23 protein-coding genes are annotated in these 25484 nt (G+C 69.5%); 15 read left to right on the top strand and 8 right to left on the bottom strand.

The annotated features are described in order from the left end of the window. The first annotated feature begins 21 nt into the window (after positions 1–21). The 3 genes from H0X91_RS14330 (at position 22) to H0X91_RS14320 (ending at position 2358) form a co-directional block, all read left to right on the top strand. Positions 22–1380 (top strand): cytochrome-c peroxidase, encoded by a 1359-nt coding sequence (locus tag H0X91_RS14330; RefSeq protein WP_196433100.1) that lies wholly within the window; start codon positions 22–24, stop codon positions 1378–1380. A 109-nt stretch (positions 1381–1489) separates the two neighbouring features. Next, positions 1490–1876 (top strand): hypothetical protein, encoded by a 387-nt coding sequence (locus H0X91_RS14325; RefSeq protein ID WP_034200689.1) that lies wholly within the window; start codon positions 1490–1492, stop codon positions 1874–1876. Between the two features lie 8 nt (positions 1877–1884). Beyond that, positions 1885–2358, top strand: a complete 474-nt coding sequence (locus H0X91_RS14320; RefSeq protein ID WP_006482252.1) for an NUDIX hydrolase — start codon at positions 1885–1887, stop codon at positions 2356–2358. Between the two features lie 135 nt (positions 2359–2493). Here H0X91_RS14320 and H0X91_RS14315 read toward each other — a convergent pair whose 3' ends face one another. After that, positions 2494–4203: a glutamine--tRNA ligase/YqeY domain fusion protein gene (locus tag H0X91_RS14315; RefSeq protein WP_006482253.1), complete on the bottom strand. Its 1710-nt coding sequence runs from the start codon at positions 4201–4203 to the stop codon at positions 2494–2496. A 253-nt stretch (positions 4204–4456) separates the two neighbouring features. Here H0X91_RS14315 and H0X91_RS14310 point away from each other — a divergent pair, with 253 nt between their 5' ends. Both H0X91_RS14310 and H0X91_RS14305 read left to right on the top strand, forming a co-directional pair. Then, positions 4457–4666: an ornithine acetyltransferase gene (locus H0X91_RS14310; protein ID WP_006497729.1), complete on the top strand. Its 210-nt coding sequence runs from the start codon at positions 4457–4459 to the stop codon at positions 4664–4666. A 190-nt stretch (positions 4667–4856) separates the two neighbouring features. Further along, positions 4857–5405, top strand: coding sequence for an RBBP9/YdeN family alpha/beta hydrolase (locus tag H0X91_RS14305; RefSeq protein ID WP_006489670.1), 549 nt, complete (start codon positions 4857–4859; stop codon positions 5403–5405). A 33-nt stretch (positions 5406–5438) separates the two neighbouring features. On the opposite strand, the gene H0X91_RS14300 is transcribed toward H0X91_RS14305, so the two are convergent. Continuing rightward, complete coding sequence (locus H0X91_RS14300; protein WP_034200686.1) at positions 5439–6659, bottom strand: CaiB/BaiF CoA transferase family protein; 1221 nt, start codon at positions 6657–6659, stop codon at positions 5439–5441. Positions 6660–6902: 243 nt separating this feature from the next. Between H0X91_RS14300 and alaS the strand changes: the two genes are divergently transcribed. Beyond that, positions 6903–9527, top strand: coding sequence for an alanine--tRNA ligase (gene alaS / locus H0X91_RS14295; RefSeq protein ID WP_006497726.1), 2625 nt, complete (start codon positions 6903–6905; stop codon positions 9525–9527). A gap of 140 nt (positions 9528–9667) precedes the next feature. On the opposite strand, the gene H0X91_RS14290 is transcribed toward alaS, so the two are convergent. Beyond that, positions 9668–10582, bottom strand: coding sequence for a LysR family transcriptional regulator (locus H0X91_RS14290; protein WP_062884590.1), 915 nt, complete (start codon positions 10580–10582; stop codon positions 9668–9670). A 125-nt stretch (positions 10583–10707) separates the two neighbouring features. Between H0X91_RS14290 and H0X91_RS14285 the strand changes: the two genes are divergently transcribed. From H0X91_RS14285 to H0X91_RS14250, 8 genes are all read left to right on the top strand, one after another. After that, complete coding sequence (locus tag H0X91_RS14285; RefSeq protein WP_196433099.1) at positions 10708–11979, top strand: YbfB/YjiJ family MFS transporter; 1272 nt, start codon at positions 10708–10710, stop codon at positions 11977–11979. Between the two features lie 112 nt (positions 11980–12091). Further along, positions 12092–12628 (top strand): NUDIX domain-containing protein, encoded by a 537-nt coding sequence (locus H0X91_RS14280; RefSeq protein WP_006494058.1) that lies wholly within the window; start codon positions 12092–12094, stop codon positions 12626–12628. A 163-nt stretch (positions 12629–12791) separates the two neighbouring features. Continuing rightward, on the top strand, positions 12792–13229 hold the full coding sequence (locus H0X91_RS14275) for an acyl-CoA thioesterase (protein ID WP_006485994.1): 438 nt from the start codon (positions 12792–12794) through the stop codon (positions 13227–13229). A gap of 9 nt (positions 13230–13238) precedes the next feature. Continuing rightward, positions 13239–14174, top strand: a complete 936-nt coding sequence (locus H0X91_RS14270) for a branched-chain amino acid ABC transporter permease (RefSeq protein ID WP_062884588.1) — start codon at positions 13239–13241, stop codon at positions 14172–14174. Next, complete coding sequence (locus H0X91_RS14265) at positions 14167–15396, top strand: branched-chain amino acid ABC transporter permease (protein ID WP_062884587.1); 1230 nt, start codon at positions 14167–14169, stop codon at positions 15394–15396. The genes H0X91_RS14270 and H0X91_RS14265 overlap by 8 nt, the downstream gene beginning before the upstream one ends. Continuing rightward, entirely contained in the window at positions 15393–16145 is a 753-nt protein-coding gene (locus tag H0X91_RS14260; RefSeq protein WP_058901375.1) for an ABC transporter ATP-binding protein, read from the top strand. Before H0X91_RS14265 ends, H0X91_RS14260 begins: the two co-directional genes overlap by 4 nt. Further along, on the top strand, positions 16142–16846 hold the full coding sequence (locus H0X91_RS14255) for an ABC transporter ATP-binding protein (RefSeq protein ID WP_062884586.1): 705 nt from the start codon (positions 16142–16144) through the stop codon (positions 16844–16846). The genes H0X91_RS14260 and H0X91_RS14255 overlap by 4 nt, the downstream gene beginning before the upstream one ends. Before the next feature lie 193 nt (positions 16847–17039). After that, a complete protein-coding gene (locus tag H0X91_RS14250) occupies positions 17040–17786 on the top strand; it encodes an SDR family NAD(P)-dependent oxidoreductase (protein ID WP_062884585.1) in 747 nt (248 codons plus the stop codon). Between the two features lie 46 nt (positions 17787–17832). On the opposite strand, the gene H0X91_RS14245 is transcribed toward H0X91_RS14250, so the two are convergent. The 5 genes from H0X91_RS14245 to H0X91_RS14225 all read right to left on the bottom strand — a co-directional run bounded on the left by H0X91_RS14245 (position 17833) and on the right by H0X91_RS14225 (position 24194). Further along, positions 17833–18321 (bottom strand): heme-degrading domain-containing protein, encoded by a 489-nt coding sequence (locus H0X91_RS14245; protein ID WP_062884584.1) that lies wholly within the window; start codon positions 18319–18321, stop codon positions 17833–17835. 122 nt (positions 18322–18443) lie between these two features. Continuing rightward, the gene (gene iolB / locus H0X91_RS14240) at positions 18444–19262 is read right to left on the bottom strand and encodes a 5-deoxy-glucuronate isomerase (protein ID WP_034200680.1); all 819 of its coding nucleotides are present in this window, start codon (positions 19260–19262) and stop codon (positions 18444–18446) included. A 56-nt stretch (positions 19263–19318) separates the two neighbouring features. Continuing rightward, positions 19319–20248, bottom strand: a complete 930-nt coding sequence (iolE, locus tag H0X91_RS14235) for a myo-inosose-2 dehydratase (protein WP_006481603.1) — start codon at positions 20246–20248, stop codon at positions 19319–19321. Positions 20249–20308: 60 nt separating this feature from the next. After that, entirely contained in the window at positions 20309–22192 is a 1884-nt protein-coding gene (gene iolD / locus H0X91_RS14230) for a 3D-(3,5/4)-trihydroxycyclohexane-1,2-dione acylhydrolase (decyclizing) (protein WP_006494057.1), read from the bottom strand. 46 nt (positions 22193–22238) lie between these two features. Continuing rightward, positions 22239–24194 (bottom strand): bifunctional 5-dehydro-2-deoxygluconokinase/5-dehydro-2-deoxyphosphogluconate aldolase, encoded by a 1956-nt coding sequence (locus H0X91_RS14225; RefSeq protein WP_062884583.1) that lies wholly within the window; start codon positions 24192–24194, stop codon positions 22239–22241. 317 nt (positions 24195–24511) lie between these two features. Between H0X91_RS14225 and H0X91_RS14220 the strand changes: the two genes are divergently transcribed. Beyond that, a complete protein-coding gene (locus tag H0X91_RS14220) occupies positions 24512–25438 on the top strand; it encodes a sugar ABC transporter substrate-binding protein (protein WP_012492538.1) in 927 nt (308 codons plus the stop codon). The last annotated feature ends 46 nt before the right edge of the window (positions 25439–25484 follow it).

The raw sequence follows: 25484 nt of genomic DNA, 5'->3' as shown, positions 1-25484 counted from the left end.
ACCGCTACCAGAACAACGACGATGCACACCTTTCTGAAATCCTTCGCGTTCGCGCGGTCGCTGGTCCCCGCCGCGGCGACGCTCGCGGTGGCTGGCGCGCTCGCCGCGCTCGCCGCGCTCGCCGGTTGCGACGCGCAGCCCGGCACGACCGCGTCGGCCGCGTCCGTCGTCCCGGCGGCGCAGGCTGCTCCGGCCGCCCCGGCGGTCGCGCCGGCTTGCCAGCCGCAGACGCGCGCGCAGGTGTTCGAGGGCGTGAAGCAGATGACGGCGCTCGGCAAGCAGCTGTTCTTCGATCCGTCGCTGTCCGGGTCCGGCAAGCTCGCTTGCGCGTCGTGCCATAGCGCCGAGCATGCGTTCGGGCCGCCGAACGCGCTGTCGGTGCAGTTGGGCGGCGACGACATGCACCGTACCGGCTTTCGCGCGGTGCCGTCGCTGAAGTACCTGCGCGGCATCCCGCCGTTCAGCGAGCACTTCCACGATTCGCCGGACGAAGGTGACGAAAGCGTCGACGCGGGTCCGACCGGCGGGCTGACCTGGGACGGCCGCGTCGATACGCGCGATGCGCAGGCGCGCATTCCGCTCCTGTCGCCGTTCGAGATGAGCAGCTCGCCTGCGCGGGTCGCGAAGGCGGTCCGCGCCGCGCCGTATGCCGACGCGTTTCGCAAGGCGTTCGGCGATCAGGTACTCGGCGACGACCGGGCGACGTTCGATGCGGTGCTGCGCGCGCTCGATGCATTCCAGCAGCAGCCGGCGCTGTTCGATCCGTACACGAGCAAATACGACGCATATCTGGCCGGCCACGCGCAGCTCACACCCGCCGAGTTGCACGGGCTGCAGCTGTTCAACGACGAGAAGAAGGGCAATTGCGCGAGCTGCCACATCAGCCAGCGCACGCTCGAAGGCGGCCCGCCGCAGTTCAGCGATTTCGGGCTGATCGCGATCGCGGTGCCGCGCAACCGCGCGCTGCCGGTCAATCGCGACCCGCGCTTTTACGATCTCGGCGCCTGCGGTCCCGAACGCACCGACCTGAAGGGGCGCGACGAATTCTGCGGGCTGTTCCGCACGCCGTCGCTGCGCAACGTCGCGCTGCGCAAGACGTTCTTCCACAACGGCGTGTATCACTCGCTCGAGGACGTGATGCGCTTCTACGTCGAACGCGACATCCATCCGGAGAAGTTCTACCCGGTCGTGCACGGCAAGGTGCAGATCTACGACGACCTGCCGAAGCGCTACTGGCCGAACATCAACCGCGAAGCGCCGTTCGACCGCAAGCGCGGCGACCAGCCCGCGCTGAATGCGGCCGAGATCAAGGACGTGATCGCGTTCCTGGGCACGCTGACTGACGGATATCAGCAAACGGCCGTCGCCGCCAAGCCCTAGAAGGCCTTCATCGCAGCACGCATGCTATGCTCGCTCGCTGACGGGCGCGGTGCGTGCCGGTTCGCCGGCATGCACCGCGCCTTTCGATCGAACATCCAAGGAGAAAAACATGTCGATGCGTGCATCCCTTTCCGTCGTCACGCGCGTGCTGGCCGGCGCCGCGTGCGCAGCCGCGATGCTGCCCGCCCACGCGCAGAACAACCTGAACTTCCTGAACGACACGCCGATCAGCTATTTCAGCAAGACCGACCGCGCGTCGCTTTCCAAGGCAGTCGTGCAGGCGCGCGACGAAGGCAAGGACGGTGAAACCACGACGTGGCAGAGCAGCGGCCGCGGCACGCAGATCGACGCGAAGCTCACGCCGAGCACGACCGAGACGGACGGCAAGACCTGCCGCGAAGTCGCGACCGAAATCACCGCGAAGGGCCAGACGATGACGCTCAAGCCCGTCTATTGCAAGACGGCCGCGGGCAAGTGGCAGCTGCAGAAGCGCTGAGCACGCGCATGACGAAGCGGGGCGGCGCGCCGCGCACGGTATCGTGCGGCGTCGTGATCCTCGATGCGGCCGGTCGCGTGTTCCTCGCGCATGCGACGGACACCACGCACTGGGACATCCCGAAGGGGCAGGGCGAACCGGGCGAGACGCCGGCCGACGCCGCGCTGCGCGAACTGCGGGAGGAAACCGGCATCGCGTTCGCGCCGGCGCGGTTGCTCGATCTCGGCCGCTTCGCGTACCGGCACGACAAGGACCTGCACCTGTTCGCGGTGCAGGTGGCCGACGGCGAAATCGATCCCGCGCACTGCACGTGCACGTCGCTGTTTCCGAGCCGTCGCGACGGCTCGATGATTCCCGAGATGGACGCGTACCGCTGGACCGTGCCGGGCGACATCGACACCTATGCGAGCCGCAGTCTCGCGCGGCTGTTTCGCACGAAGCTGTCGCTGGCGGACTTGCATCGGCGGTTGTCGGGCGCGTGAACGGGCGCCGCGGCTTCCGTTTTCGCCAGCCGTTCTTCGGCACGCGCCCATGAAAAAACCGGCCCTGGAGCCGGTTTTTTTCATGCCGAGGCAGCGGCGGCTTGCGGGCCGCGCGCTACCGCGCGGAGCACGCCGTCAGGCCGGCTTGCCCCAGCTGTCGCGCAGCCCGACGATCCGGTTGAACACCGGCTTGCCCGGCTTCGAATCGACACGGTCTGCAACGAAGTAGCCGTGGCGCTCGAACTGCAGGCGCGTTTCCGGCGCGACGTCGCCGTTGCCCGGCTCGAGGTACGCCTGCACGATCTTCTTCGAATCGGGGTTCAGCGCCTCGAGGAAGTTCGCGCCGCCCGCGTCCGGGTGCGGCTCCTTGAACAGGCGGTCGTAGATCCGCACTTCGGCCGGCTGCGCGTGCTTCGCGCTGACCCAGTGGATGTTGCCCTTGACCTTGTACGTGTTCGCGCCTTCGGTGCCCGACTTGCTGTCCGGGAAGTAGTTGCAGTGCACGGCCGTCACGTTGCCGTCGGCGTCCTTGTCGAAGCCCGTGCATTCGATCACGTAGCCGTAGCGCAGGCGGACCTTGTTGCCCGGGAACAGGCGGAAATAGCCCTTCGGCGGATTTTCGACGAAATCCTCGCGCTCGATCCACAGTTCGCGCGAGATCGGGAACGTGCGCACGCCGCGGTCCGGATGGTGCGGATGCACGGGCGCCGTGCACGCTTCCTCGAGGTCTTCCGGATAGTTGTCGATCACGAGCTTCAGCGGATCGAGCACCGCGACCGTGCGCGCCGCCTTGTCGTCGAGGTCGTCGCGCAGCGCGCCTTCGAAGATGCTCATGTCGATCCACGAATCGATCTTCGTCACGCCGATCCGCTCGCAGAACAGGTGGATGCTCTCCGGCGTGAAGCCGCGGCGGCGCACGCCGACGATCGTCGGCATCCGCGGGTCGTCCCAGCCGTCGACGTGGCCTTCGGTGACGAGCTGCAGCAGCTTGCGCTTGCTGGTGATCGCGTACGTGAGGTTCAGCCGCGAGAATTCGATCTGTTGCGGCAGCGGGCGCGTGAACACGCCGGCTTCCGCGAGTTCGTTCAGCACCCAGTCGTACAGCGGGCGGTGATCCTCGAATTCGAGCGTGCACAGCGAATGCGTGATGCCTTCGAGCGCATCCGAGATGCAGTGCGTGTAGTCGTACATCGGATACACGCACCATGCGTCGCCGGTGCGGTAGTGGTGCGCGTAGCGGATCCGGTAGATCACCGGGTCGCGCATGTTCATGTTCGGCGACGCCATGTCGATCTTCGCGCGCAGCACGTGCTCGCCTTCCTTGAACTCGCCGGCCTTCATCCGGCGGAACAGGTCGAGGTTCTCTTCCGGCGTGCGCTCGCGGAACGGCGACGGCTTGCCGCCCTCGGTCAGCGAGCCGCGGTTCGCGCGCATTTCGTCGGCGCTCTGGCTGTCGACGTACGCCTTGCCACGCTTGATCAGCAGCTCGGCGAACTCGTACAGCTTGTCGTAGTAGTCGCTCGCGAAATACTGATGATCGACCGCGTCCTTGCGCCAGTCGAAGCCGAGCCAGCGCACCGCGTCGACGATCGAGTCGACGTATTCGACGCTTTCCTTTTCCGGGTTCGTGTCGTCGAAGCGCAGGTGGCACACGCCGCCGTAGTCGCGCGCGACGCTGAAGTTCAGGCAGATGCTCTTCGCGTGACCGATGTGCAGATAGCCGTTCGGCTCGGGCGGGAAGCGCGTCTCGACGCGGCCGCCCCATTTGCCGGTGCGGTTGTCGTCGTCGATGATGTTACGGATGAAATTGGAAGCCGCGGGGGCGTCGTTGCGTTCGGTGCTCATGCGGTTGGCGTCAGGTTGTGTCGGCGCGTCGCGCCGGTTTAATCCTGTAATTCTACCTGACCGGGGTCCGTCCCGCGCGGCCTGCCGGTCCGGCGCCGTCCGTTCGCGATGCGTACCGCAATATATCGAGTGTGTGTCGGCTGTAACACGACGTAAATCGGATTGCCGGCGCCGTTCGGGTTTTCCTATGATGGCTTTACCGATTCAATGCCGCCATTCGCAATTTTTGCGTGGCGGGAGGAAGCCAATAATCATGATGAAGAAGACCACTTTTCTCGTTCGTACCGCGGTGATCGTCGCGGCCCTGTCACAACTCGGCGCATGCGCGATGACGCATACGCAACGCAATGCCGGGATCGGCGCGGCCGCGGGCGGCGCGCTCGGCTACCTGATCACGGGCGGCCCGGTCGGCACGGTGGCCGGCGCGGCGGCAGGCGGCCTGGTCGGCGCCGGCGTCCGCTGACCCCGCCGGCAGGCGCCCGCGACGCGGGCGCCACGCATGCCGGCCGGTCGTGACGCCTGCCTGAGTGCATCACGACCCGCACGAACGTCACGCACATCCCCCGGATTTCGACAGGCACCATCAGGGAGAGGCGGGTGTGCGACACTGCGTCGACGCTACAACACGATTCCATTCGTCGACCAACCCTTCCATGACCGACTCCGTCGTTTTCGTCTTGCCGGGCTACGCCAATTCGGGCCCGCTTCACTGGCAGAGCCGTTGGGAGCGCGCCGACGCGCGCTTCTCGCGGGTCGCGATGCCCGACTGGGACCGTGCGTTCCGCAATGGCTGGTGTCTCGCGCTCGACCGGGCGGTCGAAGCCGCGCGCGGGCCCGTGCTGATCGCCGGCCACAGCCTCGGCACGCTGACCACCGCTTGGTGGGCGACCCGCTACGCACGCCCGGCCGCGCTCGCGAAAGTGCGCGGCGCGCTGCTCGTCGCATTGCCCGATCCCGCCGGGCCGGCGTTCCCGGTCGACGCGCACGGTTTCGGCCCGGTGCCGCACGAGCGATTGCCGTTTCCGACCTGCGTCGTCGCGAGCAGCGACGATCCGTACGGTTCGCTCGCGTTCGCACGCGGCTGCGCGCATGCGTGGGGCAGCGCGTTCCGCGACATCGGCCCGCGCGGCCACATCAACGCCGACAGCGGGCTCGGCGACTGGCCGGCCGCACGCGGCTGGCTCGACGCGCTCGCGCGCTAGCCGGGCCGTTCGCCGCCGCGCGAGCCTGACGCGTCAGATCGCCTGTTTCGCCTTCAGCGCGGCAATCCGCTCGTCGTCGTAGCCGAGCATGTCGCGCAGCACCTCTTCCGTCTGCGCGCCGAGCAGCGGCGGGGCGGTGCGTGCGTCCGGCGGCGTCGCGCTCATCCGGATCGGGTTGCGCACGAGCTTCACGTCCGCGCCGCACGGGTGCGGCAGCGCTACCTGCATCCCGCGCGCGACCACCTGCTCGTTGTCGAACACCTCGTCGAGATCGTTGATCGGCCCGCACGGCACGCCGGCCGCTTCGAGCGCGCCGATCCAGTCGGCCTTGCCGCGCGCCTTCACCATTTCCGCGAGGATCGGCACCAGCGTGTCGCGATGGCGCACGCGCGACGGGTTCGTCGCGAAGCGCTCGTCGTCGGCCAGCTCGGGCCGGCCGCCGGCCTCGACGAACTTGCGGAACTGTCCGTCGTTGCCGACCGCGACGATGATCCAGCCGTCGCTCGTCTGGAACGTCTGGTACGGCACGATGTTCGGATGCGCGTTGCCCCAGCGCACCGGCGGCTTGCCGCTCGCGAGGAAGTTGGTGTTCATGTTCGCGAGCAGCGCGACCTGCACGTCGAGCAGCGCCATGTCGATGTACTGGCCTTCGCCCGTGCGGTCGCGGTGCGCGAGCGCGGCGAGCACGGCGATCGTCGAATAGAGGCCGGTCGCGAGATCGGCGATCGCGACGCCGGCCTTCTGCGGGCCGCCGCCCGGCTCGCCGTCGCGCTCGCCGGTGATGCTCATGAAGCCGCCGATTCCCTGCACGATGAAGTCGTAGCCCGCGCGGTGCGCGTACGGGCCGGTCTGGCCGAAGCCGGTGACCGAGCAGTAGACGAGATCGGGCTTCACCGCGCGCAGCGCGTCGTAGTCGAGCCCGTATTTCTTCAACTGGCCGACCTTGTAGTTCTCGAGCACGACGTCGCTCTGCGCGGCGAGCTCGCGCACGATCCGCTGGCCCTCGGGCGTCGCGATGTCGATCGTCACCGAGCGCTTGTTGCGGTTCGCCGCGAGGTAGTACGCGGCCTCGGCGGTATCCGCGCCGTCCGCGTCCTTCAGGTACGGCGGCCCCCAGTGGCGCGTGTCGTCGCCGGCGCCCGGGCGCTCGACCTTGATCACGTCCGCGCCGAAATCGGCAAGGGTCTGCGCGCACCACGGGCCCGCGAGCACGCGGGTGAGGTCCAGCACGCGGATATGGCTCAGGGCACCCATCGTCGAATCGTCTCCTTTCATGGCTGGCCTGCCTTGCCGGGCAAGGCCGATTGGCATGCCGAGCATCTTAAGGCGAATCGGCCGCGCGGGTGGCCCAGGCCGGTCGTCCGGCGCAGCGGGCCGCCGCCGCTTGGGCGGGCAGTCTGTATCGTATAATCGATCGTTTCCGAATCCATGCCGCCGCGCGCCCCGCCTGGGGCGCCGGCGTTTGAAGCCGTCTTTGCCAGACTGTCCCCGCACGCCATGAAAGCTGCCGAAATCCGCGAGAAATTCCTCAAATTCTTCGAATCGAAGGGCCACACGATCGTCCGCTCGTCGAGCCTCGTGCCCGGTAACGACCCCACGCTGATGTTCACGAACTCGGGCATGGTCCAGTTCAAGGACGTCTTCCTCGGCACGGACCCGCGCCCGTACTCGCGCGCCACGACGGCGCAGCGCAGCGTGCGCGCGGGCGGCAAGCACAACGACCTCGAGAACGTCGGCTACACGGCGCGCCACCACACGTTCTTCGAGATGCTCGGCAACTTCTCGTTCGGCGACTACTTCAAGCACGACGCGATCAAGTTCGCGTGGGAGCTGCTGACCACGGTCTACCAGCTGCCGAAGGAAAAACTGTGGGTCACCGTCTACCAGGAAGACGACGAGGCATACGACATCTGGGCGAAGGAAGTCGGCGTGCCGACCGAGCGGATCATCCGGATCGGCGACAACAAGGGCGCGCGCTACGCATCGGACAACTTCTGGACGATGGGCGACACCGGCCCGTGCGGTCCGTGTACCGAGATCTTCTACGACCACGGCCCGGACGTGTGGGGCGGGCCGCCGGGGTCGCCCGAGGAAGACGGCGACCGCTACATCGAGATCTGGAACCTCGTGTTCATGCAGTTCAACCGCGACGCGCAGGGCAACATGACGCGCCTGCCGAAGCAGTCGGTCGACACCGGCATGGGCCTCGAGCGTCTCGCCGCGGTGCTGCAGCACGTGCACAGCAACTACGAGATCGACCTGTTCCAGAACCTGATCAAGGCCGCCGCGCGCGTGACCGAGATCAGCGACCTCACGAACAACTCGCTGAAGGTGATCGCCGATCACATCCGCGCGTGCTCGTTCCTGATCGTCGACGGCGTGATCCCCGGCAACGAAGGCCGCGGCTACGTGCTGCGCCGGATCGTGCGCCGCGCGATCCGCCACGGCTACAAGCTGGGCCGCAAGGGCGCGTTCTTCCACAAGCTGGTGGCCGACCTCGTCGCCGAGATGGGCACCGCCTACCCGGAGCTGAAGGAAGCCGAACAGCGCGTGACCGACGTGCTGCGCCAGGAAGAGGAGCGCTTCTTCGAGACGATCGAGCACGGCATGTCGATCCTCGAGGCCGCGCTGGCCGACGTCGACGCGAAGGGCGGCAAGGTGCTCGACGGCGAACTCGCGTTCAAGCTGCACGATACCTACGGCTTCCCGCTGGACCTGACGGCCGACGTGTGCCGTGAGCGCGGGATGACGGTCGACGAGCCGGCGTTCGACGACGCGATGGCGCGTCAGCGCGAGCAGGCGCGCGCGGCCGGCAAGTTCAAGGCCACGCAGGGCCTCGAATACTCGGGCGCGAAGACCACCTTCCACGGTTACGAGGAAATCGCGTTCGACGACGCGAAGGTCGTCGCGCTGTACGTCGACGGCTCGGCCGTCAACGAAGTGAAGGCCGGCCAGGATGCGGTCGTCGTGCTCGACCACACACCGTTCTACGCGGAATCGGGCGGTCAGGTCGGCGACCAGGGCGTGCTCGCGAACGCCGCGACGCGCTTCGCGGTGGCCGACACGCTGAAGGTGCAGGCCGACGTGATCGGCCATCACGGCACGCTGGAGCAGGGCACGCTGAAGGTCGGCGACGTGCTGCGCGCGGAAATCGACGCGCAGCGCCGCGCGCGCACGCAGCGCAACCACTCGGCCACCCACCTGATGCACAAGGCGCTGCGCGAAGTGCTCGGCGCACACGTGCAGCAGAAGGGTTCGCTCGTCGACGCGGAAAAGACCCGCTTCGACTTCGCGCACAACGCACCGATGACCGACGACGAAATCCGTCGCGTCGAGCAGATCGTCAACAACGAGATCCTGGCGAACGCGCCGGGCATCGTGCGCGTGATGCCGTACGACGAAGCGGTGAAGGGCGGCGCGATGGCGCTGTTCGGCGAGAAGTACGGCGACGAAGTGCGCGTGCTCGACCTCGGCTTCTCGCGCGAACTGTGCGGCGGCACGCACGTGCACCGCACCGGCGACATCGGCCTGTTCAAGATCGTCGTCGAAGGCGGCGTCGCGGCCGGCATCCGCCGGGTCGAGGCGATCACCGGCGACAACGCGGTGCGCTATGTGCAGGAACTCGACGCACGCGTGAACGAAGCGGCCGCGGCGCTGAAGGCGCAGCCGTCGGAACTCACGCAGCGCATCGCGCAGGTGCAGGACCAGGTGAAGTCGCTCGAGAAGGAACTGGGCGCGCTGAAGTCGAAGCTCGCGTCGAGCCAGGGCGACGAGCTCGCGCAGCAGGCCGTCGAGATCGGCGGCGTGTACGTGCTGGCCGCGACGCTCGACGGCGCCGACGCGAAGACGCTGCGCGAAACGGTCGACAAGCTGAAGGACAAGCTGAAGAGCGCGGCGATCGTGCTCGCGGCCGTCGAAGGCGGCAAGGTCAGCCTGATCGCGGGCGTCACGCCGGACGCGAGCAAGAAGGTCAAGGCCGGCGAGCTCGTGAACTTCGTCGCGCAGCAGGTCGGCGGCAAGGGCGGCGGCCGTCCGGACATGGCGCAGGCAGGCGGCACCGAGCCGGCGAACCTGCCGGGCGCGCTGGCCGGCGTGAAGGGCTGGGTCGAGGAACGGCTCTGATCGTTGCATGACCGATGCGATGCCGTCGCCCTGACGGCATCGCGTGAATCGAAAAACGACCCGATCGGCAGGCGCCGGTCGGGTCGTTTCGTTTGTGCGGTCGAGGCGTGTCGATCGATGCGGCGACGCGCGGGCACGGGTCAGGCCGGTACGGTCACCGTCGGCTTCGTCACGTCGCCGGGCTGCCGCGCGGTGTCGGTGAGCGCATCGCGCAGCGCGGCGAGCGCCGCCGACGCATAGCCCCGCCGCCACGCGAGCAGCGTGTCGATCCCTCCGAGTTCGGGAATCCTGTGCGCGGCGATGTTGCCGGTCTCGGGCTGCAGATCGAGCACCGAACGCGGCGCGACCGCGATGCCCGCGCCGGCCGCGACGCACGCGACGATCGCGTGATACGAGCCGAGCTCGAGCACGCGGGCCGGCTTCACGCCGTGCGCCGCGTACCACTGCTCGACGTACTTGCGATACGTGCAGCCGCGCTCGAACGCGATCAGCGTCGGTAGGATCACGTCGCGTGGCGTGCGCACCGGCGGATGGCCGCGCGGCGTGAGCAGCACGAGATCCTCGCGGAAGATCGGCACGGTCTCGAACGTGTCGGGCAGCATGTCCGGCTCGGGCGGGCGCGCGAACAGCGCGGCGTCGACCTCGAAGTCGCGCACGCGGTCGATCAGCCAGCCCGTCGTGCCCGTCAGCAATTCGAGCGACACGTCGGGCCACGCGTGGTGATAGCGCGCGAGGATGGTCGGCAGCCGGCTCGCGGCCGTGCTTTCCATCGTGCCGAGCCGCAGCCGCCCGCGCGGCGTGTCCTCGCGCACCGCGTCGCGCGCCTCGTCGGCGAGCGCGAGCAGGCGCTCCGCGTACGGCAGCAGCGTTTGCCCGGCCGGCGTCAGCACGAGTCGGCGGCCGTCGCGCACGAACAGCGCCGCGCCGAGTTCCTCCTCCAGCTGCTTGATGCGCGTCGTGACGTTCGACTGCACGCGATTGAGCTTGGCCGCCGCGCGCGTCACGCCGTTCTCGCGCACGACCGCCCGGAAAATCGCCAGCGCCGCCAGGTCCATGATTCTCTCCGAGGGATGAGTCGATTCTTAATTATTCATTTTTCGAGAATGGTTGGTCAAGCTAGGATGGACCCATTCCGATTTCCGATCCGGCTGGCGCGCGCGAAGCGCCGGCCCATGCCGCCATGTCCCGCTTCGATGCTCCGCCTGCCGCCGCCCGCGTGCCTTCGTCCGACCAGGCCGACCGCCGCGCCCGCGCGGCCGCGCTCGCCTGCATGGTCGGGCTCGCCGTCGTGCTCGGCGTCGGCCGTTTCGCGTTCACGCCGCTGTTGCCGCTGATGCTCGCGGACGGCTCGATCGGCCTGAAAGCCGGCGGCTGGCTTGCGTCCGCAAACTATGCGGGCTACTTCGTCGGCGCGGCCAGTTGCGCGGCGCTGCACGTCGCGCCGGCGCGGATGGTGCGCTTCGGGCTCGCGGCGACCGTGCTGCTGACCGCCGCGATGGGCATCGGTCACTGGCTGCCGGCGTGGCTCGTCGTGCGTTTCGTCGCGGGCGTCGTCAGCGCATGGACGTTCGTGTTCATGTCGCAATGGGGGTTGCGGCGTCTGGCCGAGCTGGCTGCGCCCGAATGGAGCGGGGTGATCTACGCGGGGCCGGGCGTCGGCATCGTGGTGACGGGGCTGATCGGCAGTGCGCTGGCCGGCCAGCATGCGGCGCTGGGCTGGCTGGGTTTCGCGGCGTTGTCGGCCGTCCTGTCGGTCGCGATCTGGCGCACGTTCGGTGCGGCGCCGGCCGTGGCGCACGCGCAGCCAACGTCGCCCGCTGCCGCGCCACATGCGGCCACCGGTGCGCCGGTCGCCCCGGCGGCGCGGGCCGCCCCGCGAAGCCGTCGCGCGGACGCCGCGTGGCTCGTCGTGCTGTACGGCGCACCGGGCTTCGGCTACATCATCACCGCGACGTTCCTGCCGGTGATCGCGCGCGCCGCGCTGCCGGCCGGTTCGCCGTGGCCCGACCTGTTCTGGCCGATGTTCGGCGCGGCGCTGATCGTCGGCGCGATCACCGCCGCGCGGCTACCTGGCCACTGGGACAACCGGCTGCTGCTGGCGGCCGGCTGCGCGACGCAGGCGCTCGGCATCGCGGCCGGGATCGTGTGGCCGAACGCGGCCGGCTTCTCGATCGGCAGCGCGTTGCTCGGCCTGCCGTTCACCGCGATCACGCTGTTCGCGATGCGCGAGGCGCGGCGCCTGCACGGCGAGCGCGCGGCCGGGCTGATGGGTTACGCGACCGCCTCGTATGGCGTCGGGCAGATCCTCGGGCCGCTCGTCGCGGCGCCGCTGGCCGCGCGCTTCGGGTCGTTTACGCCTGCGCTGTGGGTCGCGGTGGCCGCGCTGCTGATCGGTGCCGCCGGCTTCGCGGCGACCGCCGCGCGCGGGCGCCGATCATCCCGGCGCGGGTAGGGCCGGATCGTCTCGGGCGCGGGCAAACTCGCTAGAATGAAGCCTTTCCCGCGCCGAGCGGGTGCGCGGGCAGCCGGCAGGCGGCCGTCCGGCGCCCGCCAGATTCTCATCGATGACCACCGCCGACTACCGTTTTTGCCCGCGCTGCGCGAGCCCGCTCACCGAGCGGGCCGATCCCGACCATGAGGGCGGCCGCGTTCGCCAGGCGTGCCCCGACGAGTCGTGCGGCTACGTGCACTGGAACAACCCGCTGCCGGTCGTCGCCGCGATCGTCGAACTCGACGGCAAGATCCTGCTCGCGCGCAACGCGGCGTGGCCCGAAGGGATGTTCGCGCTGATCACCGGCTTTCTCGAAAACGGCGAGACGCCCGAGGACGGCATCGCGCGCGAGGTGTTCGAGGAAACCGCGCTGAAGGCCGAGCAGGTATCGCTCGTCGGCGTGTACGAATTCATCCGCAAGAACGAACTGATCATCGCGTACCACGTGCGGGCGTCGGGCACGGTGTCGTTGTCGCCGGAACTGCTCGAGTACAAGCTCGTCGATCCGCCGCTGCTGCGCCCGTGGCGCGCCGGCACGGGCGTCGCGCTCGCCGACTGGATGCGCGCGCGCGGCCTCGATTTCGAATTCGTCGACCGGCCGGGGCAGTGACGGGCCGGCCTGCCCGCAGGGTTTCATCCGCCGCGGCGCGCGCGATCGCGACGCGGCGCTTCGTCGCCGGCCGGCGCGCCGCGTCGTGCGGCCGCCACGCGTCGTCTTCGCCGCCGTCATCTCCATCGTTCCCTTCGCTTCCATCGTCCTGACCGCCATCGCCATGTCCGACAAGCCACAGCCGCGTCCGCGCGACGCCTATCGCCACTTCCTGCCGATCACGACCCGCTGGATGGACAACGACGTTTACGGGCACGTGAACAACGTCGTCTACTACAGCTACTTCGACACCGTCGTGAACGAGTACCTGATCCGCGCGGGCGTGCTCGACGTCGAGCACGGGCAGACGATCGGGCTGGTCGTCGAGACGCAGTGCAACTACTTCGCGCCGCTCGTGTTCCCGCAAGCGGTCGACGCGGGGCTGCGCGTCGTGAAGCTCGGCACGTCGAGCGTGCGCTACGAAGTCGGGCTGTTCGCGCAGGGCGATGCGTCACCCGCCGCGCAGGGGCACTTCGTGCACGTGTACGTCGATCGCGGCACGCGCCGTCCGGTGCCGCTGCCCGACGCGCTGCGCGCCGCGCTCGAACCGCTCGCCGCCTGACGCTACGCGGTGCACGCGTTCGCGCTCCAGGCCTTCAACGGCCTCAGCTACGGCTTGCTGCTGTTCATGCTGTCGGCCGGCCTCACGCTGATCTTCAGCGTGCAGGGCGTGCTCAACTTCGCGCATGCGAGCTTCTACATGCTCGGTGCGTACGTCGGCTACGGCATCGCGGCCTGGGCGGGCTTCTGGTCCGCGCTCGTGCTCGCGCCGCTCGCGGTCGGGCTGCTCGGCGCCGGCTGCGAACGCGCGCTGCTGCGCCGTGTGCAGGCGCGCGGCCATACGAGCGAACTGCTGCTGACCTTCGGTCTCGCGTACCTGATCGGCGAGGGCGCGAAACTCGCGTGGGGCCTCGCGCCGCTGCCGGCGCCCGTGCCGCCGCTGTTCGACGGCGCGCCCGTGACCGTGTTCGGTCTCGCGTTGCCGCGCTACCGGCTGTTCATGATGGCGATGTCCACGACGATGCTGGTCGCGCTCGGCGTGCTGCTGCGTGCGTCGCGTATCGGGCTCGTCGTGCGCGCGGCGCTCACGCATCGCGCGGCCGTCGAGGCGCTCGGCTACGACGTGCCGCGCGTGATGACGGCGCTGTTCGGCGCGGGCACCGCGCTCGCGGCGCTGGCCGGCGTGATCGGTGCGCCGCTCGCGGTAATCGAGCCCTCGCTGGCCGAAACCGTCGGGTCGGTCGTGTTCGCGGTGGTCGTGATCGGCGGGCTCGGCTCGCTCGGCGGTGCGTTCGTCGCGTCGCTCGCGGTCGGTTTCGCGCAGACCTTCGCGGCGGCGAGCGACACGTCGCTGCGCGACCTCGTGCAATGGACGGGCATCGCGCTGCCGGATAGCGTCGCCGCCGTGTCGATCGCGCAACTGGCGCCGCTGGTGCCGTACCTGCTGCTCGTCGCGGTGCTGGTCGCGCGACCGCGCGGGTTGTTCGGCGAGCGTGTCGATGCATAGCCGCGCATTGGCCGGATCCGCGCGCTGGGCGCTGTTCGCCGCGTGCGTCGCGCTGCCCGCGTGGCTGTGGCCGCACGGCGCGGTGCTCGGCTATCTCGCGCAGACGGCCGCGCTCGTCGTGCTCGCGCTGTCGTACAACCTGCAGCTCGGCACGACCGGGCTGCTGTCGTTCGGGCATGCGGCGTTCGCGGGCCTCGGCGCGTTCGCGGCCGCCCACTGGTTCAATCACGTCGGCGGCCCGCTGCCGCTGTTGCCGCTCGTCGGCGGCGCGGCCGGCGCGGGCTTCGGGTTCGTCGCCGGGCTGCTGGCGACGCGCCGCTCCGGCACCGCGTTCGCGATGATCACGCTCGGGCTCGGCGAATGCGTCGCGGCGGCCGCGTGGAGCGTGCCCGCGTGGTTCGGCGGCCTCGGCGGCGTGCCGATCGACCGGGCGAGCGGCGCGTCGTGGGGCAACGGCTATTTCGGCGCGCCGGCGCACGCGTATGCGGTGATCGCCGCGTGGTGCGTCGTGTCGGCGTGCGCGATGCATGCGTTGACGCGCACGCCGCTCGCGCGGCTCGCGAACGCGGTGCGCGACAACCCGGCGCGCGTCGCGGCGCTCGGCACCGATCCGCGCCGCGTGCGGCTCGCGATGGTGACCTGCGCATCGTTCTTCGCCGGCATCGCCGGCACGCTGACGCTGATCGACGTCGAAATCGCGACGCCCGACAGCGTGTCGATGGCGCGCTCGGCGACCGTGCTGATCGCCGCGGTGATCGGCGGCACCGGCGCATTCTTCGGGCCCGCGGTCGGCGCGGCCGTGCTGACCGCGCTGAGTATCGTCGTCGCGGGCGTGTCGCGCGCGTGGGCGCTGTATCTCGGCGTGTTGTTCGTCGCGGTCGTCGTGGCCGCGCCGGGCGGGATCGCCGGCATTGCGCAAACGCTCGCGCATGCGCTGCGCCGCGGCGCGCCGGCGGCCGAGCGGTGGCGCGTGCTGTGCGGCGTCGGCGCGTGCGCGTTCTGGGGCGTCGCGATCGTCTGCGCGGCCGAGCTCGGCTATGCGTGGCGGTTCGCGCAGGACGACGGCACGGGCCTCGCGTTCGGTGCGTGGGGCATCGATGCCGATACGCCGGTCGGCTGGGCCGTCGCATGCTCGGCGGCCGGCATCGGCACACTGCTGTGGGGCTGGCGCGCGCGGCTCGCGCATGACGCGGCAGCGACTCCGCGGGAGGACGCGCGATGAACGGCAACGCGATCGCGCTTCACGGCGTCGTGCAGCGCTTCGGCGCGCAGACGGTGCTCGACGGTGTGGATTTGAGCATCGCGGCCGGCGAGCGTCACGCGCTGATCGGGCCGAACGGCGCAGGCAAGTCGACGCTGTTCGGCGTGATCGCCGGGGCGACGCGGCCGACGCGCGGGCGTGTCGTGCTGCACGGCGTCGAGCTGCGCGGACGCGGGCCGGTCGTCGCGAGCCGCCTCGGCATCGGCCGCAGTTTCCAGCAGACGAGCGCGTTCGCGCGGCTGACCGTATTCGACAATCTGCGCTGCGCGGCGCTGCATGCGCCGGCCGAACGGCGGCGCTGGTGGAACCGGCTGCGCGAATCGGCGTCGATCGATCTCGCGGCCGCGCGCGTGCTGCACGACGTCGGCCTCGACGCGCGGCGCGACACGCCGGCCGGCGAACTGAGTTATGCGGAGCAGCGCGCGCTCGATCTCGGGATCGCGCTTGCAAGCGGCGCGCGTACGCTGCTGCTCGACGAGCCGACGGCCGGCATGAGCCGCGCGCAGGCGGCGCGGATGATCGCGCTGATCCGCGCGACGACGCAGGGCCGCACGGTGCTGATGATCGAGCACGACATGGACGCGGTGTTCGGGTTCGCCGAACGCATCACGGTGCTCGTGCGCGGCGCGGTGGTCGCGACCGGCGCGCCCGACGCGATCCGCGCCGATTCGCGCGTGCGGGCCGCGTACCTGGGCGAGGGCGCGACATGAGCGCCGTGCTCGACATTCGCGGGCTGCGCGCGTGGTACGGGGCGCAGCCCGTGCTCGACGGCGTCGATCTCGCGCTCGCGCCGGGCGAGACGCTCGCGCTGCTCGGTCGCAACGGCTCGGGGCGTTCGACGCTCGCGAAGGCCGTGATGGGGCTCGTACGCACGGCCGGCTCGGTGCGCATCGCCGGCGCCGAATGCACGGGCGCGCGCACGTTCGAAATCGCGCGGCGCGGCGTCGCTTACGTGGCTGAAAGCCGCGACGTGTTCCCGCTGCTGACCGTGCGCGACAACCTGCGGCTCGGTTTGCGCGGCGCGCGCGGCACGGCCGAACGCGCGGCGCTCGACCGCCTGTTCGACCGGTTTGCGCTGCTGGCCGCACGCGCGGACGTGAAGGCGGGGCGGTTGTCGGGCGGCGAGCAGCAGGTGCTCGCGCTGGTGCGCGCGCTCGCCGGCCGCCCGCGCGTGCTGATCGTCGACGAGCCGGCCGAAGGACTCGCGCCGCTCGCGGTCGATGAAGTCGGCGCGTGCCTTGCCGCGCTGCAGGCCGACGGCGTCGCGATCGTGCTGATCGAGCAGCGGTTGCAGCTCGCGCCGCGGCTCGCGCGGCGCGTGGCGGTGATGGGGCGGGGACGGATCGTCTACGACGGCGCGCTCGACGGGCTGGGCGGCGAAGTCGCCCGCGCATGGCTGAGCGCCGGCTGACGACGCCCGATCGATTGTTCGGCAAACTCCGCCAGTCAATTCGCTTCAAGCCGCTTTATCGCTGCGGTGCCGCACAAGTACATTGCCAGTCAGGCCGGTCGCCATCGCGACGCAACGATGCAACGACGCATCACCGCCTCGCTGCGGCAACCGGCACCATCCATCGAACGTCTTCGGACTGGAGAATGAAATCATGAGCAAGCTGGCAGGCAAGGTCGCGATCGTCACGGGCGCATCGAAGGGCATCGGCGCGGCAATCGCGAAGGCACTGGCCGACGAAGGCGCGGCGGTCGTCGTCAACTACGCGAGCAGCAAGGCAGGCGCGGACGCGGTCGTCAGCGCGATCACCGAAGCGGGCGGCCGCGCGGTCTCGGTCGGCGGCGACGTGTCGAAGGCCGCCGACGCGCAACGCATCGTCGATACGGCGATCGAAACGTATGGCCGTCTCGACGTGCTCGTCAACAATTCGGGCGTGTACGAATTCGCGCCGATCGAAGCGATCACCGAGGAACACTATCGCCGGCAGTTCGACACGAACGTGTTCGGCGTGCTGCTGACCACGCAGGCGGCGGTCAAGCATCTCGGCGAAGGCGCGAGCATCATCAACATCAGTTCGGTCGTGACCAGCATCACGCCGCCGGCCAGCGCCGTGTACAGCGGCACGAAGGGCGCGGTCGACGCGATCACCGGCGTGCTCGCGCTCGAACTCGGCCCGCGCAAGATCCGCGTGAACGCGATCAACCCGGGGATGATCGTGACCGAGGGCACGCACAGCGCGGGCATCATCGGCTCCGATCTGGAAGCGCAGGTGCTCGGCCAGACGCCGCTCGGCCGCCTCGGCGAGCCGAACGACATCGCGTCGGTCGCCGTGTTCCTCGCCTCGGACGATGCGCGCTGGATGACTGGCGAGCACCTCGTCGTGAGCGGCGGGTTGAACTGATCGTCCGCGGTACCGCGCGAACGGTGGGTGGGCGCCGTTCGCGCCGCTACGCGCTCATCGCCAGCGCATTCGCGCCGACGTGCCACCGCAAACATTCGACGACGAGCGCGTGATCGGCTTCGGAGCCGAGCCCCGCGATCGTCATCGCGCCGACGATGCCGGCGCCGGCGATCCGCAACGGCACGCCGCCGCCGTCGAGCGCGTAGTCGTCGTCCGACAGGCCCTGCGACCGCAGCGACCAGCCGGCCCGCCGAAAGCGCGCGCCGACCGCGAGCGAACTCTGGCCGAACCGCAGCACCGTGTTCTGCCGGCGGCGGATCGCGTCGCTGTCGTGCGCGTCGCTGCCGTCGAGCGCGCAGTAGAACAGCGGCGCCTGCTCGCCCACGATGCTGACCGCGATCGGCAGCCCGCGTCGCGACGCGAGGTTGACCGCGATTTCTCCCATGCGGCGCGCGACGGCCGCGTTGAAGTGCGGCAGCGCCGGATTCGACGCATCGTCGTCGAAGGCTTCGAGGCGAAAAGGGGGCGTCACCATGGCGGCTCCGTAGCGTTGCCGGCGCTGTCCGCGCGCGCCGGGCGTCGCATCGTCAAGGGCCGCGCGCGGGCCCGTGTTTCGTTCAGTGCTTCGGTGTTTCGGCACTTCAGCGCTTCAACGCTTCAGCGTTTCGGCGCCGCATCGAGCATCCACTCGTGCGCGGGATCGTTCTTGAACGCCCATGCGCGGCTGGGGCCCGCCATCACGTTCAGGTAGTACAGGTTGTAGCCGTGAGGCGCGACGACCGGGTGGTAACCGCGCGGCACCATCACGACGTCGTGGTTCTCGACCGCGCATGCCTCGTCGAGACTGCGGTCGTCGGTGTACACGCGCTGGAACGCGAAACCCTGCGGCGGATCGATCCGGTGATAGTAGGTTTCCTCGAGCGAGGTTTCGTCGGGCGCCGCGTCGCGGTCGTGCTTGTGCGGCGGATAGCTGCTCGAATGGCTGGCCGGCGTGACGACTTCGACGACCAGCAGCCGGTCGGCGGCCGGATTGTCGCCCATCAGGATGTCGCACACATAGCGCGTGTTGGTGCCCTGGCCGCGTACCGAGCGGCGCATCCGCTCGCCGTCGAGGCGCCGTACCGGCTTGTCGCCGCTCGCGTACGGCGCGGTGCACAGCGCGACTTCCGCATCGCGCGTCGCGACCAGCGTGACGGTCTTGCCGCCCGGCACGTACAGCGCGTCCGGCGACACGTCCTCGAATACGCTGTCGCGCTTGCCGAGCGCATCGTAGGTCTCGCCGTCGACTTCGGCGCGCACCGTGCCGGTCAGCACGACGACGCACAGCTCGCGCGTGTCGGTGGCGACCGTTTCGGTATCGCCGGCCTTCAGGCGCAGCGCGCGAAAGCCGACGTGCTGCCAGCCGGCCGATTCGGGCGTGACGTTGCAGATTTCGCGGTCGGCGGATGCCTTGACCAGCAGGGGAGAAATCGTCATGAAAGGGGTCTCCGCAATAGGGTAGGGCTCGAGCGCTCACGCGCCTTCGTGCGGGCTCACGCGCTCAACCGGTCGACGATCGCGCGCAGCGACTCGTAGCCCTTCTTCGCATACGCGTAGCTCGGCGCGACGGCCGGGTCCTGTTCGGCCTCGACGACGAGCCAGCCTTCGTAGCCGGCGTCCTTCAGCGTGCGCAGCGTCGCGTCGTAGTCGAGCGCGCCGTCGCCCGGCACCGTGAAGGTGCCGTTGATCACGCCGTTCAGGAAGCTCCAGCCGTCGTTGCGCGCCTGGTTGACCACCTGCGGCCGCACGTCCTTGCAATGCACGTGCGCCACGCGCGATACGTGCTTCTTCAGCAGTGCGACCGGGTCGGCCGCGCCGCCGAAATACGCGTGGCCGGTGTCGAACAGCAGGAACACCTTCGCCGGATCGGTCAGCGCCATCAACCGGTCGACGTCGTCCGGCGATTCGACGTACGCGCCCATGTGGTGATGGTAGGCAAGCCGGATCCCGTACGTGTCGAGCAGGTGCGCGCCGAACGCATCGAGGCGCGCGGCATAGCGCCGCCACGCTGCGTCGTCGACGAAACGCGGCCGCTTCGCGACCGGCGTGTCGATGCTGCCCTGGATCGTGCCCGCGCACTCGCCGTACACGACCACCGTCACGTCGTTGTACTGCAGCTTCGTCATGTGCGCGCGGCAGCGCTCGATTTCGGCGGCGACCGCATCGGCGTCGGTCATGCCCGGCGCGAGCTCCGCGAGGAAGCCCGAATACCAGCCCGACACGCATACGAGCCCGAATTCGGCGAGTTTCGCCTTCAGTTCGGGGCCGGTCTTCGGAAACTTGTTGCCGAGCTCGAAGCCCGCATAGCCGATTTCGGCGCCTTCCTTCAGCGCCGTTTCGAGCGGCGTCTCGCCGCCGAGCGACGGCAGGTCGTCGTTCATCCACGACAGGGGGTTGATACCGATGCGGACGTTCCAGCTCATGACGTGCTTCCTTGATTCGAATGTAGTTGTGTCGGCGCGGCCGATGGAAAGGGGGGCGGCTCAGCGTCGCTGGCGGGTTTTCGCGTCGAGATACGCACGGTGTGCGTCCACGACGCCCGCGCGTTCGGACACCTGCGGCACCGCGACTTCCCACCATGCGCCGCCGTCGTCGGTCGTGCGACGGTGCGTGGTGTCGATCACGAGCACCTGGCTCTTCTTCGCCGCGCGGGCACGTTTCATTTCGTCGCGCAATTCGCCGATGTCGCGCACGTGCACGGCTTCGGCGCCCATCGCGCGCGCGTGCATCGCGAAGTCGATCGTCGAGCGTTCGCCGCCTTCGGGCACGCAGTCGTCGAGCATGTTGTTGAAGCTCGCGCCGCCGCAATTCAGTTGCAGCCGCTCGATGCAGCCGTAGCCGCGGTTGTCGAGGATCACGACGATCAGCTTGCGGCCGAGCATCACGGAGGTCGCGAGTTCGGCGTTGAGCATCATGTACGAGCCGTCGCCGACGATCACGATCACTTCGCGCTCGGGCCGCGCGAGCTTCGCGCCGAGGCCGCCCGCGACTTCGTAGCCCATGCACGAATACGCGTAATCCATGTGGTAGTTGCCCGGCACGCCGCTGCGCCACAGCTTGTGCAACTCCGCCGGCAGCGTGCCGGCCGCGCACACGACGAGATCGTCGCGCGCGCTGTCGAGGCCCGCGTCGGCCGCGGAGTCGCGCACCGCGCCGATCACTTCCGCGTCGTACGGCAGCGTGTCCGTCGGAATCCGCGTGGTCAGCTCCGTCACGCGCGCGTTCCACGCGGCGGCCTGGTCGCGGCTCGCGGCGGTCCACGCCGGGTCGGCGCGCCAGCCGGCCAGCGCGGCCGACAATTGGCCGAGGCCCGTGCGCGCATCGGCCACCAGTTGCCGGCCGCGTTTCTTGCCCGCGTCGAACGGCTGCACGTTCAGGCTCAGCAGCGTCGCGTCGCCGTAGAGCGCGTGCGAACCGGTCGTGAAATCCTGCAGCCGCGTGCCGACCGCGAACACGACGTCGGCCTGCGCGGCCGCGCGGTTCGCGGCGGGCGAGCCCGTCACGCCGATCGAGCCGAGGTTCAGCGGGTGATCCCACGCGAGGCTGCCCTTGCCGGCCTGCGATTCGGCGACCGGTACGCCATGCGTGTCGGCGAACGCGCGCAGCGCGTCCCACGCCTGGCTGTACAGCACGCCGCCGCCGGCGACGATCAGCGGCTTCTTCGCGGCCTTCAGCACGTCGAGCGCATCGGCGAGCTCGAGCGCGTCGGCCGGCGGGCGGCGCATCCGGATCAGCGGCGGCGCGAAGAACGCCTCGGGCCAGTCGTACGCGAAGGTCTGCACGTCCTGCGGCAGCGCGAGACAGACGGGGCCGCACTGCGCGGGATCGGTCATCACCTGGATCGCGCGCGGCAGCGCGACGAGCAGTTGCTCGGGCGACGTGATGCGGTCGAAGTAGCGCGTCACGGGCCGGAAGCAGTCGTTCGCGCTGACGTCGCCCTGTTCGAAATCCTCGACCTGCTGCAACACGGGGTCGGGCAGCCGCGACACGAACACGTCGCCGGGCAGCAGCAGCAGCGGCAGGCGGCCGACGTGCGCGAGCGCGGCCGAGGTCAGCATGTTGGTCGCGCCGGGGCCGATGCTCGACGTCGCGGCCATCATCCGCTGGCGGAAATTCGCCTTCGCGAACGCGACGGCCGCGTTGGCCATTCCTTGTTCGTTGTGCGCGCGAAACGTCGGCAGCCGATCCTTCTCCGCGTGCAGCGCTTCGCCGAGCCCGGCCACGTTGCCGTGGCCGAAGATCGCGAACACGCCGCCGCAGTACGGCAGGATCTCGGTGCGGCCGTCGGGCTGGACGACTTCGGCGCGCAGGGCGGCCAGGTAGCGCACGAGCGCCTGGCTGACGGTCAGTCTTACGGTGGTGGTCATCGTCGGTCGATAGAGAGAAGTCGGGTGGTCGTCACGAACGGAGGCATCAGGCCGCGGCGGCGCGGGCGGCGGCCCGGCGGCCGAGCCACGCGTCGACCAGTTGCGCGAAATTGCCGGCCACTTCGTCGATCAGCGCCTGATCGTCGATCCGGCCCGCGAACCAGTTCAGCGACGCATCGGCCCACAGCGTGCGGCCGACCATGAAGCCCTTGACGATCGGGTTGGTCGCCGAGCGGAAGCTGTCGACGAGGTATTGCAGCGGCTGGTTCAGCCCGAGGATCACCGCGCCGCGGCAATACGGGTCGCGCTCGGCGATCAGCGCGGCGAGCCGCGTCCAGCCGTCGGCGGTGAGCGGCGTGAGCTTCCACCATTCGGGTTTCACGCCGAGGTTGTAGAAGCGCGCGACGGTGCGCAGCACCGCGTCGTCCTCGGTGCCGGCCGGCGTGACCGCGCGCGGCGGAATCATCTCCAGCAGCAGCTCGTTGCCGCTCGCACGCGTGGCTTCCCACAGTTCCAGCACGCGCTGCTCCTGCTCGACGCGCAGGTCGACGGGGTCGTCGGGGTGATAGTGAACCAGGCACTTCACGACCTGTTCGGTCGGCCAGTGCGTGAGCGACGAGCCGACCGAGCGCGTGTCGTCGAACCGCAGCGGGCGCGAGCCCGGCAGCTCGACCGGACGGCCGACCCACCAGCCGCGCCCGGTGGCCGACGCGAGCGCGTCGCTGCCGTACGCGCCGCCGTCGATCAGCACGCCGACGTGGCCGGCGATGCCGCGATCGCGCTCGACCTGTTCGACCGCGCGCACGAGCAGGCGCTTCAGCGTCTTGATCCGCGCTTCGTCCGCGCCGGCCTGCACCGCGAGCTCGTAGAACTGGCTGCGATGGTCGAACGCCATCACGCACAGGTCGTCCCAGTCGCGGCGCGGCACCGTCACGCGATGCAGGTGCGCGAGCGTGCGGTCGGCATCGACCTGCGGATTGCGGCTGCCGTCGAACCAGTGCGCGAGTTCGGCCGGCGTCGGCATCGCGGCCGAGCATGCGTGGCGCGACACGACGATCGCGCCGCACGCGTTCGCGATGCGCGTCGATTCGGCCCAGTCGCGCCCGCGCAGCAGCCCCGACAGCAGGCCCGACAGGAATGCGTCGCCCGCGCCGAGTACGTTGAGCACCTCGACGCGCTCGCCGAGAAAGGTCGGCGCAGCGTCGATGCTGGCCGGAATGTCGCCTTCGATCACGCAACAGCCGAGCGCACCGCGCTTGACGACCAGCGTCGCGTTCGTGATCGCGCGCACCGCCTGCAACGACCCGATCAGGTCGTGCGGCACGCCGCCCGCGATCAGGAATTCTTCCTCCGTGCCGACCAGCAGGTCGAATTCGCCGAGCACCTGCTGCAACTGCCGCGTCACCTGCGCGTCGGGCACGTAGCGGTTTTCGCCGGCGCCGCGTGCGGTCAGTCCCCACAGCACCGGCCGGTAGTCGATGTCGAGGATGCGCACCGTGCCGTGGCTACGCGCATACGTCAACGCGGTCAGCGACGCCTCGCGCGTACCCGGCGTCGACAGATGCGTGCCGGTGATCGCGAGCGCGCGGCAACCGGCGATGAAGTCCTCGCGGATCTCGTCGGCGCGCACGGCCATGTCCGCGCAGTTCTCGCGCACGAACAGCAGCGGAAACGTATCGCGATCCTTCAGCCCGAGCAGCACCAGCGCGGTGAGGCGCTCGCGGTCGGTCTGCAACTGGCTCGTGTCGCAGCCTTCGCGCTCGAGCGTCTCGCGCAGGAAGCGGCCCATCTGCTCGTCGCCGACGCGCGAAATCATCGCGGTCTTCAGCCCGAGCCGCGCGACGCCGAACGCGACGTTGCCCGACGAGCCGCCGAGATACATCTGGAAGCTGCGCGCGTCCTCGAGGCGGCTGCCGTACTGCTGCGCATAGAGATCCACGGCCACGCGGCCGAGGCAGGCGAGATCGATGGGGCGGTCACTCGGAAAGTTCAGCAGGCTCATATCACGTGTCACGCTCGCGGCCGGCGTTCGGCGCTGCCGGCAGATTAGAGGACCGATCCGGCGACGGCTGTCCGCAGCAGGTGCTGCACGACGCGAGGCTGCCTGTCGCCGGGATTCGGGCTACGGAACGGAGTCTAGACTTTTTGGAAATCCAGTTCCCTAGGTGAAATCACGTAGAAATAAATTTCCAAATTTTCGAGGAAGTGATCTACAGTTTCATCCGGATGCTTCAGTCCCGATCGGACCCGATCGGACTCGGCCCGGCGGCGCGCAACGCGCCGTCTTCCGCCCCCCGGAGATGAGGAGACAGATTGATCATGAAGACCAAGCTGATGGCCGTCGCGGCCGCCGCGATCCTGGCTGCGCCGCTCGCGCATGCCGAGAAGATCGGCGTGACGATGGCATCGTTCGACGACACATTCCTGACCATCCTGCGCAACAGCATCGCCGATTCGGCGAAGAAGGACGGCGCGACGGTGCAGATCGAGGACGGCGGCAACGACGTCGGCAAGCAGTTGAGCCAGGTCCAGAACATGATCGCGCAGAAGGTCGACGCGATCATCGTGAACGCGGTCGATACCGACGCGACGCCGAAGATCACGAAGATGGTGACCGCCGCGAAGATCCCGCTCGTCTACGTGAACCGCAAGCCGGTCGATTTCGACAAGCTGCCGGCCGGCGTCGCGGTCGTCGCCTCCGACGAAAAGCAGTCGGGCACGCTGCAGGCGCGCCAGGTGTGCAAGCTGCTCGGCGGCAAGGGCGACATCCTCGTGCTGATGGGCGAGCTGTCCAACGAATCGGCGCGCGCCCGCACCAAGGACATCGAGGACGTGATCGCGACGAAGGATTGCGCGGGCATGAAGATCGTCGACAAGCGCGAAGGCAAGTGGAGCCGCACGCAGGGCCAGGACATCACGATGAACTGGCTGAGCTCCGGGACCAAGTTCGACGCGATCGTGTCGAACAACGACGAAATGGCGATCGGCGCGATCAACGCGCTGAAGGCCGCGCGCAAGCTCACGCCGAAGACCGTCGTCGCCGGCATCGACGCGACGCCGGACGGGCTTGCCGCGATGAAGGCCGGCGAGCTGAAGGTGTCGGTGTACCAGAACGCGACCGGGCAGGGCGCGCAGGCGGTGGCCGCGGCGCTCAAGCTCGCGAAGAAGCAGCCCGTCGATCGCTACGTGAACGTGCCGTTCGAGCTCGTGACGCCCGACAACATGAACCAGTACGCGAAGCACTGACCGGTTTTTCCGTTGAACTGCGCGGGCCCGGTACGCCGGGTTCGCG

Source organism: Burkholderia sp. 9777_1386, from assembly GCF_015712265.1.
Classification (GTDB): Bacteria; Pseudomonadota; Gammaproteobacteria; order Burkholderiales; family Burkholderiaceae; genus Burkholderia; species Burkholderia cenocepacia.
Note: the sequence above shows the minus strand (reverse complement) of the source record. Positions and strands in the feature narration are given on the sequence as shown.